Here is a 17,978-nt window from a genome sequence, read left to right on the forward strand (position 1 = left end):
AAAATTACTCATCATAGCATTGTTGATAAATACTTTAATTTTTGCAAAAGTAAATTTAATAGTGAAAAAAAAACGAGTAAATATTTTGGGTATAGTTAAAGCGATTTTTTATTTACAAAATAAGGTCATGGTTTTGCTGTGTTCAACTTATAAGTGTAACAAAATTATTTTTTAAGGATCTACTAAAAATAAATTTCTTGCGCCAACCTAAACGTATTTGCATGCGCTTCTACAACAATATTTACATCTTTAGAATAACCACCACCCATAGAACACATTACCGGAATTTTTAAATCAAAACAAGTTTGTAAAACAAATCGATCTCTTTCTTTACAACCTTCAATAGTTAAGGAAAGTTTTCCTAATTTATCAGATTCTAAAACATCTACACCACATAAATAATATATAAAATCTGGTTTTTCTTGGTCAATAAGTTTTGGTAAAGTTTTTTTTAAAGTTGATAAATATTCATCGTCTTTTGTATTATTTTCTAACCCAATGTCTAAATCAGATTTTTCTTTTACAAATGGATAATTGCCTTTTCCATGTATAGAAAATGTAGAAACTGTATTGTCTTTTTGGAATATTTCTGCAGTTCCATTTCCTTGATGTACATCTAAATCTACAATTAAAACTTTTTTTACTATACCTTTATTTTGCAAATATTTTGCACCAATTGCTTGATCATTTAACATACAAAAAGCTTCACCTTTATTAGAAAACGCATGATGTGTACCACCAGCAATATTCATGGCAATTCCATTTTTTAAGGCAAATTCACTTGCTTTCATGGTGCCATCTGCAATGATCATTTCACGTTCAATTAAAACTTCAGATAAAGGAAAACCTATTTTTCTAGCTTCTTTTTGGTTTAAAGTAATATTTAGTAAATCAAAGAAATACTCAGAATCGTGAACTGTAAAAAAATGTTTGTTGTTTGGAATTTCTGGTTCAAAAAAATTCTCTCCATTGCAAGTGCCTTCATAGATTAATTGTTCAGGAAGCAAATCGTATTTTATCATCGGAAAACGATGCCCTTCCTTTAATGGATGATGATAAATAGGGTGATGCGCAATTTTTAGCATTCTAATAAATTAATCTAAAGGATAGATTGTTTTCGTTTCAGAAATAAAGGTTTTACCATTTACAATGCCTTCTATATGTAAATTTATATCAGGTGTATAGGTGTTTAAAATTTTAAATGTAACAAGTCCATTCTCATTAATTTTTAAATTAGGAAACCAATCAAGAGTTCCATATTCTTTAAAAAATCTTGATGTGTAATTTTCATAGATTGGAGTATAATATTTTTTTGGTGAATTAAAAGTAAGAGGAAACTCATATGTAGCTACATCACTTTTTGTAAAATTTACGGATTGATTCAATCTTTTAATTGGATCTGTTACAATTTTTATAACACCTCCACCTCCTCTTAAACCATAACCAATACCAGATTTATTAATTTCTATATAATCCACAGTATTCATTGGGAAGTTATTAAGAAAACTAAAATCACTTAATTGCACATCGTCTAAAATAACTAAAGGAACATTATTGTTAAAGCTATTAGGATTGGGATTAGTAATTACTAAGCTTCCTGTAAAATCAGTAGCATTAAAGCCTCTTGAGCTTAAAAAGATTGCTAAAGTTAGCCCTCCTCTAGTTTTTTTGTCATCAAAAAAATCTACGCTTCCATAGCTTCTATTTCTTATTTTTTCTTGTCTAGTAAGTTGTACTTCACTTTTTATTTCGATTCCATTTAATACTTCAGTGTCAGATGATTTTGTGAAGTTAAGTTGAAAATCATCAATCTCTTGTGGTACTAGACTTTTTGTAAATGGAATGCTATAAGATTTGATTGTTAAATCTGGTATTTTAGCTGGGAAATAGTTGAGGTACAAATTTGGTTTTTCAGTATCGTCATTCTTTTTAACAATACTAACTCTATAAAGTTCGTTATCTTCTGGAAAAAGGTTGGTATGTTTAAAAGATTTTTCAGAATCCGTTAACGTAAAAACTTGAGTCTTGTTGTTTTTTAATGGATATACTAAAAAACTTTTATTTGATTTTTTATTAATATTTGCCAGGATATTAATACCCTCTTCAAACTTATTTGAGTAAGTTATTTCTTTAAAAATATCTCCCCAATCGTAACTACTCCAACCTTGCGTAATTAATAAATTATCTAAATCATATTTTGTCTTGGCAGTATCATTATCAAAATAATAGGATGCATCTTGAATAAAACCTTTTACATAAGGTTCAAGATATGTTTGAGATAAAATATTTGAATTAAAAGCATAAGATTTGGTTTTGCTTGGCAATACTGATATACTAACATTTTGAATTTTAGTTAAATCAATAGTGTTGTTTACTTGAAGTTTTACAAGTATAGAATCATTTTCAATATTGGTTTGAACGGTTGTTGATTTTGCTTTATTAATACCAACTGAATTAAAGTACATACGCTCTAAAATGGGTCTATTTTTTTCGACGTCAAAAACAGTAAAGATGTTAATACCAGTAAATAAATCCTTTTCGTTTATAATCTTTGAGATTTCTGTTTTCTCGTTAAATTGAAATGTTGATGTTTTTAGTTCATTACCATTGTGAATGGCAAGAATAAATTTCTTGTTTTTAATTATTTCTTTTGTGGCCTTATTAATTTTAAAATCAATGCCTAGTTTGTCTCTTAGCGTATAAATTGAAAATGCAATACCAGTATTTTCTATATTTTCAATTTCACTTTTAATTTCTCTATCATTATAATTTACGATTATACTGTACTTTCTATTGTTTAAAGGGATGAGAGGAGCTTTAGCAATTCCAAATTGATTTAACGTAAATTCTGCAATAGTTTTATTTTCATCGTTAACAATTTTGCCATTTGCGTTAGCAAGTCCAAACCCTTCTTGATCTTTTACTACAATACCAATATTATTTTTTAAATTTAAAACCAAATGCCCACTTTCTGGTAATGCCTGTATTGTATAATTTTTTTCGTTTAAAGGTTTCTTAATTTCTTGATCAATAACGTAAAATGATTGTTCATAATAATTGCGTTCGTTAAAGTTTAACATCCAATTTGTATATGCTTTAAACTTATAGATTCCTGTGCTAAAAAGGCTGTCTATTTCAAAAGTATTGTGGCTTAGACTATTATTAACTTTTACTAACTTGCTTTTAATAACGTTATCATTTTTATCAGTTATAACGCAGTATAAATTCTTTGTTATTTTTAAAGATTCTTTTTTAGCTTTATCTAAAATATAAGCACTAAAACCTAAAGTTTCATTTTTAATAAAGGTAGATTTATTAATGTGCACGTATGCAATTTCTCTAGTAGAAACTCCAAACTCTTTGTAAGTGTCTAAAAGTTTTTTTTCATCTACTTGACTTTGTACATTAGAAATTTGAAAAAATAAGGAAAAGAATAGGAGAATACCATGGTGATTTTTCATAATTTGGGTTTTTGTATTATCATCAAAAAACATGCCAAAATACAAGTATAATTCTAATAATACGCTGTTTTTGTCAAAAATAATATATAATTTTAATATAATTTTTGTTTAAATCAAAATAAGTAGCTTTCATTTTTCTTTATACAGTTGCCAGTTTTAGCATTTGTAATCCTTAATCTGTAAACTTCTTAAAGTTAAAGTCTTTCGAAAAAGAATTATACCTTGTTTTTATAAAAAAATCTTTGTATTTAAATACAGTTCCACCTTTATTATTAGATTTAAAGTCTTTCATTTTATCAAAAGCATTTTCCTCGATTTCTCCTTGAATATGATTAAAATCACTATCTAATAAAGATTCAATTCTTGTAGTTTTGTTATTTGTAAAAGAATTAAAAGCTATTTGAGCAGGATTAAAAAACACGGTTACAGCTCCAATTGAACCAATAGGAATTCCTCCAAAAGGCATCATCATTCCTCCACCTGTATTTTGTACTATATAGCCACCAATGGTTAAATGATATGTATTTTTCACTTTTCTAACAGACAAACCTGTATTTCCTTTTGCAATTCTTCTTAAAAATCGTTTTGTTTTCCCTAGTTCTCTTGAGGAATCATATAAACCACCTTCTTGCATAATAGGTGTGTTTTTAAAAGTAATAGAATCGTTTTTAGTTGCAGAATACTCTTTTATTAAATTACCAGTTTCAAAATCTAAAATTTCTACAGTAAATTTATCTTTTGTGGTTGCTAACGTAAAAAGGTGATCGCCATTTAAATAAGAATTTGTTCTTTTGGCTTTTTCACCTAATTTAGGTTTTCTAAATTGAAACGAGTTAGCTAACAAAGTATTCAAATCTATTTGAAGTACTTGTGTAAACATTTTATGGTGATCTAATGTGATTAAAATTGTATGATCTCTCACAAACATTTTTCTAAATTCAGAAGTTAATTCTATAGAATTTGGAGTGTTTTCATCAAATTTATTCAAATTTTCGCCTTCTATTAAAAGAGACGTTAACTTCTTATTTTTACCTTTAGTATCTATAAATCTTAACTCAGAAATATCAATATTATTTTTTTGTGGATCGCCATTTTCATTAAAAGTATAAATAGATAAACTATTATTAAATTTAGAACCAGCAATTAAATAAAACTTATTTTTAGAAACTACAGTTTGTATAAATGTTTCATTTTCATCAATAGTAAATTCTTTAAATGATGTTGAACCATCGTTAAAAGAAAACCTTACTGAAGCAAAATCAGTTTGATTTTTATTGGTTAAAAAAACACGATAAGAATCATCTTTAGAGGCGCTAGAACCAATAATAACTTTAAATTTTCTTCTTTTTTCTTCGGATGTAATTTTTTCAGTAACTTTAAAATCAGCATCAATTTTATAGCCATATACATTTTTTGCATCTGCTACAAAAAAAGCAATTTCATCAGTTTCTGTATTCACAACAGGAATTACATCTTTTATATCTGATGCTGATGTTTTTAAATCGTTCTGAAAAGTTATTAATGTTTCTTGTGATAAAACAGCAACACTAAAACACATAAAAAGTGCACTTAAAATATTCTTGATCATATTTATTTTTTAACTAACTTCTTGTCCGTTTTTAACTTTTTTTCCTGGTTCCATAAATGCTAATTTTCCATCTGGAGTATCAGTCATTAAAATCATTCCTTGGCTTTCTACACCACGTATTTTTCTAGGTTCTAAATTCACTAAAACAGAAACTTGCTGTCCAATAATTTCATCAGGAGAAAAGCTTTCTGCAATTCCAGAAACAATGGTTCTTGTATCAATACCAACATCAACCTTTAATTTCAAAAGTTTTTTTGTTTTGGTAACTTTTTCAGCTTCTAAAATGGTTCCAATTCTAATATCTAACTTTGTAAAATCTTCAAAATCGATGGTTTCTTTTTGAGGAGCAACTATTTTTTTCTCTTGTTCATTCGCGATTTTAGTAGCTTCTAATTTCTCAATTTGAGCATCAATCGTTTTGTCTTCAATTTTAGAAAACAATAATTCGCCTTTTTCAATTTGATGATTGGCATCAATTAAAATATTTTTTTCAGTGATATTTTGCCAAGATAAGTTTTCATCAATATTTAAAATTCCTTTTAGTTTTGTAGATGTAAAAGGTAAAAATGGTTCTGCTAAAACTGCTAAAGCTGTAGATATTTGTAGAGCAACATACATAATTGTTTGTACACGTTCTGCATCAACTTTAATCTTTTTCCAAGGTTCTTCATCAGCTAAATACTTGTTTCCAAGTCTTGCTAAATTCATTAATTCTTGGCTTGCTTCTCTAAATCTATATCTTTCTATTGATTTTCCAATTATGTTTGGAAACTCTTTTACAGCCGCTAAAATATCTTCATCAACTTCTGAAAAATTGTTTGGTTCAGGTATAATTCCTTGATAGTATTTGTTGGTTAAAACCACAACTCTATTAATAAAATTACCAAAAATGGCAACTAATTCGTTGTTATTTTTTGCCTGAAAATCTTTCCAAGTAAAATCGTTGTCTTTGCTTTCTGGAGCGTTTGCAGTTAATGTATAACGTAAAACATCTTGCTGATTTGGAAACTCTTCCAAATACTCATGCAACCAAACTGCCCAGTTTTTAGAAGTCGATAATTTATTGCCCTCTAAATTCAAGAATTCGTTTGCAGGCACATTATCTGGTAAAATATAATCTCCATGCGCTTTTAACATCGATGGAAATATAATACAGTGAAAAACAATATTGTCTTTCCCAATAAAATGAACCAATTTTGTATCGTCTTTTTTCCAGTAGTCTTCCCAGTTTTTGCCTTCTTTTGATGCCCATTCTTTGGTAGATGATATGTAGCCAATTGGCGCATCAAACCAAACATATAAAACTTTCCCATCAGCATCTTTTAAAGGCACAGGAATTCCCCAGTCCAAATCTCTGGTTACAGCTCTTGGGCGCAAACCATCGTTAATCCAAGAATTAACTTGACCTAAAACATTCGGTTTCCAATCCTTTTTAGAGCCAACCCAATTTTTTAAAAAAGCTTCATGTTTATCTAAAGGTAAAAACCAGTGTTTTGTTTCTTTTACGGTTGGCACATTACCTGTAATTGCCGATTTTGGGTTGATTAAATCTGTTGCATTATGAGATGTTCCACAGTTTTCACATTGGTCTCCATAACTTTCTTCAAAACCACATTTTGGACAAGTTCCTACAATAAATCTGTCAGCTAAAAATTGATCTGCTTCAGCATCATATAATTGTTCTGAAGTTTCTTCAATAAACTCACCATCATTATACAATTTTGTAAAAAAATCAGAAGCTGTTTTATGATGAATCTCTGCAGAAGTTCTTGAATAATTATCAAAAGAAATTCCAAAATCTACAAACGATTTTTTAATAATTCCATGATACTTATCGATAATTTCTTGTGGAGAAACCCCTTCTTTCTTGGCTCTCATTGGTATTGCAACACCATGTTCATCTGATCCAGAAATAAAGGCAACATCTTTGCCTTTTAAACGTAAATAACGTGCATAAATATCTGCTGGCACATACACACCTGCTAAATGCCCAATATGAATTGGACCATTTGTATAAGGTAAAGCTGCTGTAATTGTATATCTTTTTGGAGTATTCATTGAATTTTCCTTGATTGGTTTAAAACTGATTTTTTAAAGTGCAAAAGTACAAAAAATCAATTTTGTTTAGTTGTTGAAAATACTTACATTTCATAAAAAAAGAATGCAGAGAAGTAGCTTTATTTTTATCTTCTTTTTGATAAGTTTTTTATCAATAAAAGCACAAGAAATACAAGATTCTATTATTAAAAAGCCAAATCCTATATTTTTCGGCGATTTAAGTTTAGGTTATGGAAATGGTTCTTTAAGAGGATTAATGGGAGGTGTAAGTTTGAATTATCAATCAAAAAACAACCTTTTTACATTTAGACATTTAGAAATTATTCAATATGATAATATTGATTTTTTTCTAATTTTCCCTATCAACGTAGAAAGTAGAAATATTAGAGAATATGCTGTTTTATATGGAAAAAGATATATTGAAGATGGTACTTCGTATCATTTTTCTGGTGGTTTTTCTTATAATACATATCAACAAAGAAAAGAAAACGATATTATTGCAAGTGAATCTTTTGTAGGTTTTCCTTTAGAAGCAGGTATTAGCTGGTTTAAAAATACAAAGCAAAAGTTTAGAATTTTTTATGGATTAATTCCTGTTGGGAAACCCACAAGTTTTGGAAGATCTATTGGTTTTAAATTACATGCTAATATTGCAAGAAGAACGTATGTTGGTATTGGTGTAACTTTTGGATTGGGTTGGCATAAAGTTTATGAAGGCGATGATTAAAATTCAATTAATCTTCAAAAATTTCGCCAACTAAAAAGTTTAAATCAGGGAAAATAGAACTTGTTGCTATTTCTTCCTCAATTAATGGTTTTAAACCGATGTAAATATCATCTTTTAAAACATAACGCCAAATTACTTTTTCACGATAATCTACAATCCAATATTCTTTTACACCATTTTCTTCATACAATTCGTATTTTTATTTCATCTCTTTTTTAGAGTTTCCTGGAGATAAAATTTCGATAATAAAATCTGGAGATCCTAAACAACCTTTTTTATCTAATTTTTTAGGGTCACAAACCACACAAATATCTGGCTGAAAAACAGTAATTATATCTTCATCTTTTGTAGAATTTTTTCTTTTATCTACAAGTCTAACATCAAAAGGAGCAATGTAAACTTTATAGGAAGATTTGTAAAAATGATTCAAAAAAATTCGGCTCAATGCACTAGAAGTTCCTTGATGCATTCTTGCAGGTGCAGGAGACATTTTAAAAACCTTGCCTTTTATAATTTCGATACGTTCTTTAAAGCGCCACTGCAAATAATCTGCATAGGTATATATTTTTCCGTAATCTAAAATTGGCTCTTCTACAGAATTTTCCATATAATTTTATTTTCAATATTAATCTTCAAAAATTTCGCCAACTAAAAAGCTTAAATCAGGGAAAATAGAACTTGTTGCTATTTCTTCCTCAATTAATGGTTTTAAACCGATGTAAATATTATCTTTTAAAACATAACGCCAAATTACTTTTTCACGATAATCTACAATCCAATATTCTTTTACGCCATTCTCTTCATACAATTCGTATTTATATTTCATCTCTTTTTTAGAGTTTCCTGGAGATAAAATTTCGATAATAAAATCTGGAGCTCCTAAACAACCTTTTTTATCTAATTTTTTAGGGTCACAAACCACACAAATATCTGGCTGAAAAACAGTAATTATATCTTCATCTTTTACAGACTTTTTTCTTTTATCAATTAAGCGAACATCAAAAGGAGCAACATAAACCTCGCAAGTAGATTTATGAAAAACGTTCAAGAAAACTCTACTTAATTTACTGGAAACTTTTTGATGAAGCCTTGCAGGTGCAGGAGACATTTTAAAAACTTTGCCTTTTATAATTTCGATACGTTCTTTAAATCGCCATTGTAAATAATCTGCATATGTATATACTTTTCCATAATCTAAAATTGGTTCTTCAACAGAATTTTCCATAACTTTTGTTTTTATAAAATTACAATTTTTTAGAATATACACAAAATAGAGATTATATGACTATTTTTGATTGAATTTTAGTTTGATTTGATGAAAAAAAATATACTATTCTTTTTATTGTTGATGATTTTTACACTTGTAAAAGCTCAAGAAAAATTAATAAGTCCAGCTTATTTAAAGGTTGGAGATACGATTGCCATTGTTGCACCTGCTGGAATTTTACAAGGTAGACAAGCAACCATTCAAAAAGCGCAGAAATTAGCAGAAAGTTGGGGTTTAAAAGTAGTTTTGGGGAAGAATATCTACAATCAAAATAATCATTTTGCGGGTACAGATAATGAACGCTGTCAAGATTTTCAAGATGCTTTAGATGATAAAAGTGTGAAAGCAATTTGGGCTGCAAGAGGAGGTTATGGTTCTGTAAGAATTTTAGATATGTTAGATTTTACTGAATATAAAAAGCACCCAAAATGGATAATTGGCTATTCAGATATTACTGCCTTTCACAATCATATTCATAATTTAGGTTTTGAAACGTTGCATGCAATGATGCCCACAAGTTTGGAAGAAAAACCAGAGGAAATTACAGAAACAATTGCATCTTTTAAAAAAGCACTTTTTGGAGACAATTTAAAATATGAGATCCCATCATCAACATACAATAGGACTTTATCATTCAAACAAATTGAAGGAGAATTAATAGGAGGGAATCTGGCAATTTTAACCTCAATGTTGGGTTCTAAAAGTCAGTTAAACACTGAAAATAAAATATTATTTATCGAAGAAATTGGTGAGTATAAATATTCGATTGATAGAATGTTACAAAGTTTAAAACGAGCTGGTTATTTTACAAAAGTAAACGCTGTAATTGTTGGTGATATGTCGTTAATCAAAAAAAATACAACAAGTTGGGGGAGCTCAATTGAGCAACTAATTTTAGATGTTGTACCAGAAGGAATTCCTGTTTTGTTTGATTTTCCTGCTGGTCATGAAGCAGAAAATAGGGCTTTAATTTTTGGAAGAAACATTCAATTGAAAATTGACAGTGAGCAGTATTCAATGAGTTTTAAAAAGTAGTTTATTTCACTTTTTTAAAAGTGTAGATTTTGTCTTGTTTTGCTGTATAACCGCTAATTCTACCATCAGTATCTCTAAAAAATTTAAAAGAAACACTTATTGCTTTTAATAGAAATTCATCTTTTTTTGATGGCGTTAAAACAGCATCTCCTTCAGGATTTTTAGTGTCACTTAAAATTAATTGATTGTCAAATAATTTGATTTCGAACACCCTTTCCACATCTCCTTGTAATTTATAAATGCCCACATATTCTTTTAGTTTTTCTGATGAAACTTCCTTTTTTGTGAAAATTTTTAGTGGCTTTTCAATTAAAATACTGGCAATATAGTTTGAGATTTCGTCTGTTCTATCAAACTTCGTATTGGATAAAATACAGATATAAATGTCTTCTTTTGGCAAATACATTCCGTTTGTTGTAAAACCAAATAAATTTCCTCCATGTTGTATGGTTTTACTTCCTTGTACGTTTCTTAAAAAAAAACCATAACCATAACCTGTTCCTTTTCCATCTGTCGTTTTTTTCTCTGTTGTTAATTGTTCAACAACATATTTAGAGATGATTTTTTTGTTCTTTAAAGCTTCATTCCAAAGAAATAAATCTTTTGCAGTAGAAACAATTCCACCTGGTGCATATAAAGCAGAACCAACCATTTTTGGAGCAGGAAATAAAACGCCTTTTTTACTATTATAACCTGTTACAATTTTCTTTTTTTTGGTGTTTTTTGTATACCAAAGTCCTGTGGAATTCATTTGTAAAGGTTCAAAAATGTTAATTCTTAAATATATTTTTAAAGATAAATGGGTTACTTTTTCTAAAGCTGCACCCAATAATGGATAATTAGAATTACTATAAGCCCATTTTGTTCCTGGTTCAAATAATAATTGTTCATCTTTATAATAATTGATCAATTTTTCTGGAGTATGTTCTTGAGCTAATAAAAAAAACTCATTGTCATCAACATCAAAATAATTGGGAATACCTGATGTTTGTGCTAACAAATGATGAATGGTTATTGTATATTTTTTTGATGGATAATAAGGCACATATTTTTGAATAGAATCTGTTAAAGCCATTTTTCCTTCTTCTACCAACTGCAAAATTGCAGCAGAAACAAATTGTTTGCTCATAGATGCTAACTGAAAAACCATAGCTGTTTTTAGCTTTCTTTTTGGTTTTATAGATGATAAACCAAATGCTTTTTCGTAGATAATTTCTCCTTTTTTAGCAATTAAAACAACTGCTCCAGGTTCTTTCTTTGGATATTCTTCAGTAAGAAAATTATCGATTGTTTTTATCGAATTTACATTTTTTTGAGCATAATTAAAACTTACAAAAAGTATGGCGATTAAAAGAAAACTATATTTTATCATTTCTAATTATTTTCTGCAAATAAATCGATTTTGTAAGTAGTAGTCTATTCAAATCTAGATTTGAGTATTATTTTTAAGTTTTTAAATGCATTTTTCTAAATTGACTAGGAGATAGTTTTGTATTTGCTTTAAAAACTCTTTGAAAAGTAGCTTGCGAATTAAAACCACATTCGAATGCAATACCCGTTATTGTAAATTTTTCTTTATTATCACTTAATAACCTTTTTTTAAATTCTTCAATTCTGTAAGTATTCACGAACTCGTTAAAACTAGAATTGAAATGCTGATTTAAAACTGCTGAAATTGTTTTTTGAGGAATATTTGTTTGCTTAACAATATCTTTTAATTGCAAAGAGCCATTTAGATAAAGTTTGTCATCTTTCATAAGATTGTTTAAAATCTCGATTGTTTTTGCTACAACTTCATCATTAATTAATAATGATTTTGAATTTTTTTTATAGGTTTTAAAACTAATGATGTACCCATTAATTCCTAACCAATACACCAAAATAATTAATGGAATGTAAACTGGATACCAACCTAAATTACTTAAAAGAATATTAGATAATGATGGAATTAAATAAGGTACTAAATGAAAAAACCAAATAATAGAAAAAATGGTAAAACCAAGTGTAAAATTCTTTGTCCATTTTGTAAAAACTTCATTTGTAACATCACTTTTATGATTTGAAATCAGTTTATAAGTAAACCATAAATAAATGGTTAAAGAAAGCCATCTTGGAATATCTACAAACTTATTGTAATAGTAAATAAAGTTTCCTAAATCAAAAGTAGTGTTATTTATAAACCCTAAAAACCCTAGAATTATGTAAAAAACAACCACAATATTTGGTGCAAAATCTAAAATAGTACTGTAAAAATGTTTTCTTTTTGATTGGTTAATTTTAAAATCTGGATTTAAAATTGTTTTTATATAAAAGTAAATTAAAGGACCAATTGGCATAATAATAACCAAAGGAATTATTGCTTCTAAAATTTCAAAAAGAGTAGAGGTATTCTGTAAAGTTTCTAGAAAAAATAAGTTTAAACACGCCAAAGAAATCAGCAAAATAATCCAAGCCAATAATTTATTTGCTTTCTGGTTTGCTTTTATTCGGAATAATAAAATAGTGGTTATAATTCCTTGAATTACTCCTAATAAGATAATATTATTCAGAAAGTTTTCAAAAGAGTTCAACAAAGCGTTTTATAAATTAACAATACACAAAACGCTAAATTATGGATTTTTATATTGATTATTCAATCTCTTCCAAAACTGTATTAGAAATCTCTTTCCCTTTTTTATCAATAGCAACAACCCAAACATTGGTGGTGCATTTTCTATTAAAAATATCAGAATTAGAAGTACAATTCTGTTTTGTTCCTTTTAGTAAAAAACCAGTATCTGTTTTTTCTGCTGAATAGCCATATTCATTATAAAAACCTCCATACGTATTTTGCCAAATTTTCTTTCCTTTTTTATCGGTTTTAATTACAAACATATCGTAATTTCCATTTCCAAAAGAACTTGTAGAGCCAATAATTAGGTATCCATCTTTTGTTGCAATTATTGAATTTGCTTTGTCATAACTTTTTCCACCAAATTGCTGCGACCAAATTTCATTTCCGTTTGTGTAGTTTTTAGTGAGTAAAATCTGAGATGAATTCCCGTTTTTAGAACCAATTGTAGTCACATTTATTGATCCGTTTTCGGTTTCAATTTTCGGTTGAAATTTCAGTTTTGTTTTTTTGACAAATTTGTTATTTAAAACTCTATTTGTAGTTAATAAAATTTCAACAACTCTACTAAATTGATCTCTTTTAATCTTTAAAATATAGTCATAAACCAACAATTCATTTCTATTTAAAACCGCCAAATCTACAGGTTCATCCCATTTTTCTAAAGATATTTTTAAAGTATTATCTGGTTTTAAATCAATAGTAAAAGACATTTCTAATTCAGTACTATAATATTCACCTTCGTAACTTTCTAAATCTGCTAACGTTGGTTTTTCATAAGGAATTTTCTCATAAACAGCTATTTTTCCAGATTCATAAAATAAGTTCAATTCATTTTTAAAGAAACCCACTTTTAAACTCGGGTTACTTTTCATTTTATAAATATTTTTGTTTTCTTGAACCAATTCTCGCGGATTATTATTCCCATTTCTCCAAAACAATTTTCCCTCTTTGCTTTCAATTCTAATTAAATACGCTCCTGGAGATCGATATTGGCCAACAATAGCATCAGTAATATTCAAATTTTCAGTTTCCTTAATTTTTTTATTATAATTATTTTTTAGTTCTTTTGTTAGTAACAAAACGTTTGTAATTTCATCTGCAATTGCGCCACTCCAAAGTCTGCTGTTGTTGCTCATTACAAAAACACTCAATTTATCATCTGGATATCTTACTATTTGCGAATGATATGAGCCTGTTCTTCCTGAATGATGTACAGATTTTCTATTTAATCGATCTTCCAATTCCAAACCAAAACCATAGGTTTGTATTTCGCTATTTTTAATTGGTTTTTGACTTTCAATTAGCAAACGATTGTTGTTATGATTAGCATTCTGAACAGCTTTTTCAAAGATTAATTGATCTTCTAAAGACGTGAATAAAAATCCATCTCCATACAAATTGGTAATCATTGGGTATTGTTGCCAAATTCCATCTCCCCAATCAGAATATGGCAATGCTATATTTGGAATTACGTACATATAATCTTTCAAAAATTGTGTATTTTTCATTCCTAAGTTTTCGAAGAAATTTTTAGAATAGTCATGAAAATCCTCACCAGAAGCAACAGCTATTATTTTTGTTAGAATCGTGTAACCAGAATTACTATACAGATATCTTGATCCTGGTTTAAATGCTAAGTCTTGCTGTTTTTCTAACAATTCTAAAGCATCGTTGTTGTCTAAACCTTCTCTTCTCCACCAAGGATTTTGCTGAATACTCATTAAATCATAAAAGTCTCGAACACCACTTGTATGGTTTAAAAGATGCCTAATTTTAATGGCTTCTTTTACTTTTGGATAAAAAGTTGGCAGGTATTTTCTGATGTCATCTTCCAAGCTCAATTTTTCTTCAATTGATAACTGCAAAATCATTAAAGCCGTAAATTGTTTTGCTGTTGATGCAATATTTGAAACCGATTTTTCAGTTGCTTTTACTTGATGTTGTAAGCTAATTAAACCTCTTGTTTTTTGATAAATTATTTTACCATCTTTTACAATTCCTACAAACAATGCAGGATCATTTTCAGTAATTTTTGAGTTTACAATAGAATCAATTTTTCTGAGATCTGAATCTTGAGCAATTGAAGAAGTTGCACAAAAAAGGATCAAAATTGAAATATATATTTTCATAAGTTTGTTTTTATTTTGATGCAAAGATGGCAAGTATTCATAGTTGAATCGCTTCAAATCTTGATTTGAGACAAATTTTCAGCCTAACTTCTTTAAATAATCTTTTGGCGATAAAGATGTGTTTTTTTTAAATGCTCTGTTAAAAGTAGCCTTGCTATTAAATCCACAGTCAAAAGCGATGCCTAATAAGGTTGATTTTTGATGTTCTCCGTTTTTTAGCTTTTCTTTTACGGCTTCAATTCTATACTTATTGATAAAATCGTTAAAATTCATTTCAAATCCTGAATTGATACTATTAGAAACTGTTTTGGTATTGGTATTTAACAATTTAGCGACATCAAAAAGTGTCAATTTGGGGTTTTTATAGATTTTTTCTTCTTGAATTAACTGTAATATTTTTTCTTTCCAAATTTTAATTTCTTGTTGATTAATAACTTCTTGTTTCGGTTTTTCTTTGATTTCAATTTCATCAAAAACATTAATATTTTCAGAATTTACATCACTCAAAAAAGACATTTTCACAGAATTTGCATATCCATTTATGGAAATATAAAGCACTACAAAAGAAAACATAATGTAATGCCAAAACTGACTTCCGAATTCTCCCCATTCAGGATTTAAAACAAAGAGTAAAACTCTTAAGATGATAATTGCTAAAAATGCAATCAAAAAATTTTGAATCCATTGAAATAAAATTGATTCCGCAAAACTAACTTTCTCAAACACCAGTTTTTTGTAGTTTGAATAATGTATTAAACTCAAAATCAAATAAAAAGACATGGAAATTACACCTGCTGATTGATACCAATTTGCCAAATCTTTATCTCTTCCATCAGCATAAAAGTAAAATTCGTCTAAAATGAGTTTATCTGTAATAAAAATTATCAAGCTATACATTAAATAAAGAAGTGCAGGAATAAAGTGTAAAAGTTCTTTTGTTGAGATTTTAAAAGCAGTATTTAACAAGCTTTTTGTGTAGAAATAAATAACAGGTCCAATTAATAAAACTTGCATAAAAGGAACAAAAAATAAGATTTCTCTTGTTGTTTTATTCGAATACCAATTTGCATAACCTAACATATATGGTGCAATGTACATGGCACATAAAAACAGCAAAAAACTCAACCATTTACTAGCCTTGTTGTTGTACAAAACGCCTTTTTTTAATAGTAAAAAAGAGAATACAATTCCGTGAAAAAAGAAGATTAGTAAAAGCGAACTTTTTTGTCCAAAACCAAAAGGGAAATTCATTTGCTAAAAGTAATCAATAATTTGTAAATTTATAAAATGGCAGCACACAATGAACTTGGTGAAAAAGGAGAAAAATTTGCAGTTGAATATTTACTCAAAAACGATTATAAAATTCTTGAGAAAAACTATCGATATTTAAAAGCAGAAGTAGATATCATTGCTCAAAAAGGACACACTTTGGTTGGAGTTGAAGTAAAAACAAGAAGTTCAGATTATTATGGAGATCCACAAGATTTTATCACTCCCAAAAAAATAAAATTACTAGTTTCTGCAGTCGATTATTATGTGGTGCAAAGAGATTTAGATGTTGAAGTACGTTTTGATATTATTGCTATTTTATATCAAAACAATAGATTTACAATGGAACATTTTGAAGATGCTTTTTTGTATTTCTAACGAAACTAAATTGTCATGCTGAATTTATTTCAGCATCTTTTTATCAATCAAAATGTCATTTTAAAATTCTTACATTTTCCCTAAAAACTCCCTAACATCATCAATTTCATCAGGTTTTGCAATAATTTTTTTATTTTTATCCAATACAAAATAAGTAGGAGTTGAGTTTATTTGGTAGGTTCTTGCAGTTTTATTTTCCCACTTATTTAAACCTAAAACATTATGCCAGCCTTGTAAATTTGTATTTTTATAAGTGTCCCAAGCATAAGAATCGTTCTCTAAAGCAAACGCAATTACTTTTGTATTTGGTTTAGTTTTCATGTAGGTATATAATTCAGGAATTTCTCTTAAACAATGAGAACAACCTGTACTCCAAAAAACCAACACATAATTTTCAGCATCATTTAAAGTAGATAATTTTAAGTTTCTGCCATTTTCAGTCCAAGAAAAATCTGGGGCAATTCTGCCAACTTCAGCAGCAAACAAAGCTTGTTTTTCTTTTTTAAATTTGGCATCTTGTAAATTTATTGGTAATTTATTGTAATGTTTTTCAAACAAATAATCTATAATTTCTAAATTTTTAGAGGTTTCAAACTGCTCAATTAAAAACTGAATAATATCTCTTTTATACGCTTGATTTTTAATTTTAGATAGCACAGTATCAATAGACGATTTAAAGAGAACTTGTTGTTGTTCTAAATCTTCAGCATAATTAATATAAAAAACATAATCTAAAACTCTGTTTATTAAAAAGGAGGAATTCATTAAGGTTTTGTTCGAGAAATCTAAATAATCGAAAAACGTATTTTTAATATTAGCCAAATAATCATTGGCAGAACTTAAGATTTCTGGAGTATTTTTTCTGGCACTAGCTTTGATAAATGGAGCAACATATTTGCCTTTTGCAGATTCAACATATTTGTTTTGAACAGCGTTTACATCTCTATACGCTTTTTTATATTTCTCTTTAAAATCTAAACTTGGGTTTTGCAAAACTGCTATTTGAATAGAGTCTAACCTTTGCTGCATAACAGAAATATCATTTATATAATTGTTGTATAACGTGTTTTCAGACGATTCTGTATACGCAACAGATTCCTGTGGATATTCTGGATTAAAAATAAAAGAAACATTCTCATTATTGTAGAAAAAATCTATGAAACTAGCACCTTCTAAAGCGTATGTTGCTCTATAAGTTCCTGGTTTTGCAGATGCAGGTAATTGTATTTCGAAAGTGCTAACAGCTTCTTTTCTATTTCCAATTAAAAGTGAATCTGTTTTTAAAGTAGTGTTATTTACAAAAACCTGTTTTGTGCCTTCAATTTTATAAAGTATTAACCAATCTGTCTTTAATTCTGGACTTACTGCTCCTTTTATAGTATGTTGTGCAAAAGATATTGATGAGATAAACAATAAGATAGGTAGTATTTTTTTGATCATTTTGTTTCGTTT

13 protein-coding genes and 1 pseudogene are annotated in these 17,978 nt (G+C 28.1%); 3 read left to right on the plus strand and 11 right to left on the minus strand.

The genetic code is table 11. The features are described from left to right. Window positions 1-182 precede the first annotated feature (182 nt). The 4 genes from P161_RS0107200 to metG all read right to left on the minus strand — a co-directional run bounded on the left by P161_RS0107200 (window position 183) and on the right by metG (window position 7,122). The gene (locus P161_RS0107200) at window positions 183-1,085 is read right to left on the minus strand and encodes a histone deacetylase (protein ID WP_026776343.1); all 903 of its coding nucleotides are present in this window, start codon (window positions 1,083-1,085) and stop codon (window positions 183-185) included. Window positions 1,086-1,094: 9 nt separating this feature from the next. Then, window positions 1,095-3,461 (minus strand): hypothetical protein, encoded by a 2,367-nt coding sequence (locus tag P161_RS0107205; RefSeq protein ID WP_155810439.1) that lies wholly within the window; start codon window positions 3,459-3,461, stop codon window positions 1,095-1,097. Window positions 3,462-3,633: 172 nt separating this feature from the next. Next, entirely contained in the window at window positions 3,634-5,049 is a 1,416-nt protein-coding gene (locus tag P161_RS0107210) for a hypothetical protein (protein WP_155810440.1), read from the minus strand. A gap of 9 nt (window positions 5,050-5,058) precedes the next feature. After that, window positions 5,059-7,122, minus strand: a complete 2,064-nt coding sequence (gene metG, locus P161_RS0107215) for a methionine--tRNA ligase (RefSeq protein WP_155810441.1) — start codon at window positions 7,120-7,122, stop codon at window positions 5,059-5,061. Window positions 7,123-7,210: 88 nt separating this feature from the next. Here metG and P161_RS0107220 point away from each other — a divergent pair, with 88 nt between their 5' ends. Then, on the plus strand, window positions 7,211-7,834 hold the full coding sequence (locus P161_RS0107220) for a hypothetical protein (protein WP_036841314.1): 624 nt from the start codon (window positions 7,211-7,213) through the stop codon (window positions 7,832-7,834). Between the two features lie 7 nt (window positions 7,835-7,841). Here the strand turns inward: P161_RS0107220 and P161_RS18225 are convergent. After that, a pseudogene (locus P161_RS18225) lies at window positions 7,842-8,441 on the minus strand (Uma2 family endonuclease). Window positions 8,442-8,459: 18 nt separating this feature from the next. Next, window positions 8,460-9,059, minus strand: coding sequence for a Uma2 family endonuclease (locus P161_RS0107230; protein ID WP_026776348.1), 600 nt, complete (start codon window positions 9,057-9,059; stop codon window positions 8,460-8,462). A 90-nt stretch (window positions 9,060-9,149) separates the two neighbouring features. On the opposite strand from P161_RS0107230, the gene P161_RS0107235 reads away from it, so the two are divergent. Beyond that, on the plus strand, window positions 9,150-10,136 hold the full coding sequence (locus P161_RS0107235) for an LD-carboxypeptidase (RefSeq protein WP_197026333.1): 987 nt from the start codon (window positions 9,150-9,152) through the stop codon (window positions 10,134-10,136). A gap of 1 nt (window position 10,137) precedes the next feature. Here the strand turns inward: P161_RS0107235 and P161_RS0107240 are convergent, their stop codons facing one another. The 4 genes from P161_RS0107240 to P161_RS0107255 all read right to left on the minus strand — a co-directional run bounded on the left by P161_RS0107240 (window position 10,138) and on the right by P161_RS0107255 (window position 16,130). Then, window positions 10,138-11,508 carry a serine hydrolase gene (locus tag P161_RS0107240; RefSeq protein WP_026776350.1) on the minus strand — a complete coding sequence of 457 codons (1,371 nt, stop codon included), beginning with the start codon at window positions 11,506-11,508 and terminating at the stop codon, window positions 10,138-10,140. A 73-nt stretch (window positions 11,509-11,581) separates the two neighbouring features. Next, a complete protein-coding gene (locus P161_RS0107245) occupies window positions 11,582-12,706 on the minus strand; it encodes an AraC family transcriptional regulator (RefSeq protein ID WP_036841316.1) in 1,125 nt (374 codons plus the stop codon). Window positions 12,707-12,764: 58 nt separating this feature from the next. After that, window positions 12,765-14,879 (minus strand): serine hydrolase, encoded by a 2,115-nt coding sequence (locus P161_RS0107250; RefSeq protein ID WP_026776352.1) that lies wholly within the window; start codon window positions 14,877-14,879, stop codon window positions 12,765-12,767. Window positions 14,880-14,957: 78 nt separating this feature from the next. Then, a complete protein-coding gene (locus tag P161_RS0107255; protein WP_026776353.1) occupies window positions 14,958-16,130 on the minus strand; it encodes an AraC family transcriptional regulator in 1,173 nt (390 codons plus the stop codon). A 36-nt stretch (window positions 16,131-16,166) separates the two neighbouring features. On the opposite strand from P161_RS0107255, the gene P161_RS0107260 reads away from it, so the two are divergent. Continuing rightward, the gene (locus P161_RS0107260; RefSeq protein ID WP_026776354.1) at window positions 16,167-16,526 is read left to right on the plus strand and encodes a YraN family protein; all 360 of its coding nucleotides are present in this window, start codon (window positions 16,167-16,169) and stop codon (window positions 16,524-16,526) included. Between the two features lie 69 nt (window positions 16,527-16,595). Here the strand turns inward: P161_RS0107260 and P161_RS0107265 are convergent, their stop codons facing one another. Continuing rightward, entirely contained in the window at window positions 16,596-17,966 is a 1,371-nt protein-coding gene (locus P161_RS0107265; protein ID WP_026776355.1) for a thioredoxin family protein, read from the minus strand. Window positions 17,967-17,978: the final 12 nt, after the last annotated feature.

The organism is Polaribacter sp. Hel_I_88 (genome assembly GCF_000687935.1).
Classification (GTDB): domain Bacteria; phylum Bacteroidota; class Bacteroidia; order Flavobacteriales; family Flavobacteriaceae; genus Polaribacter.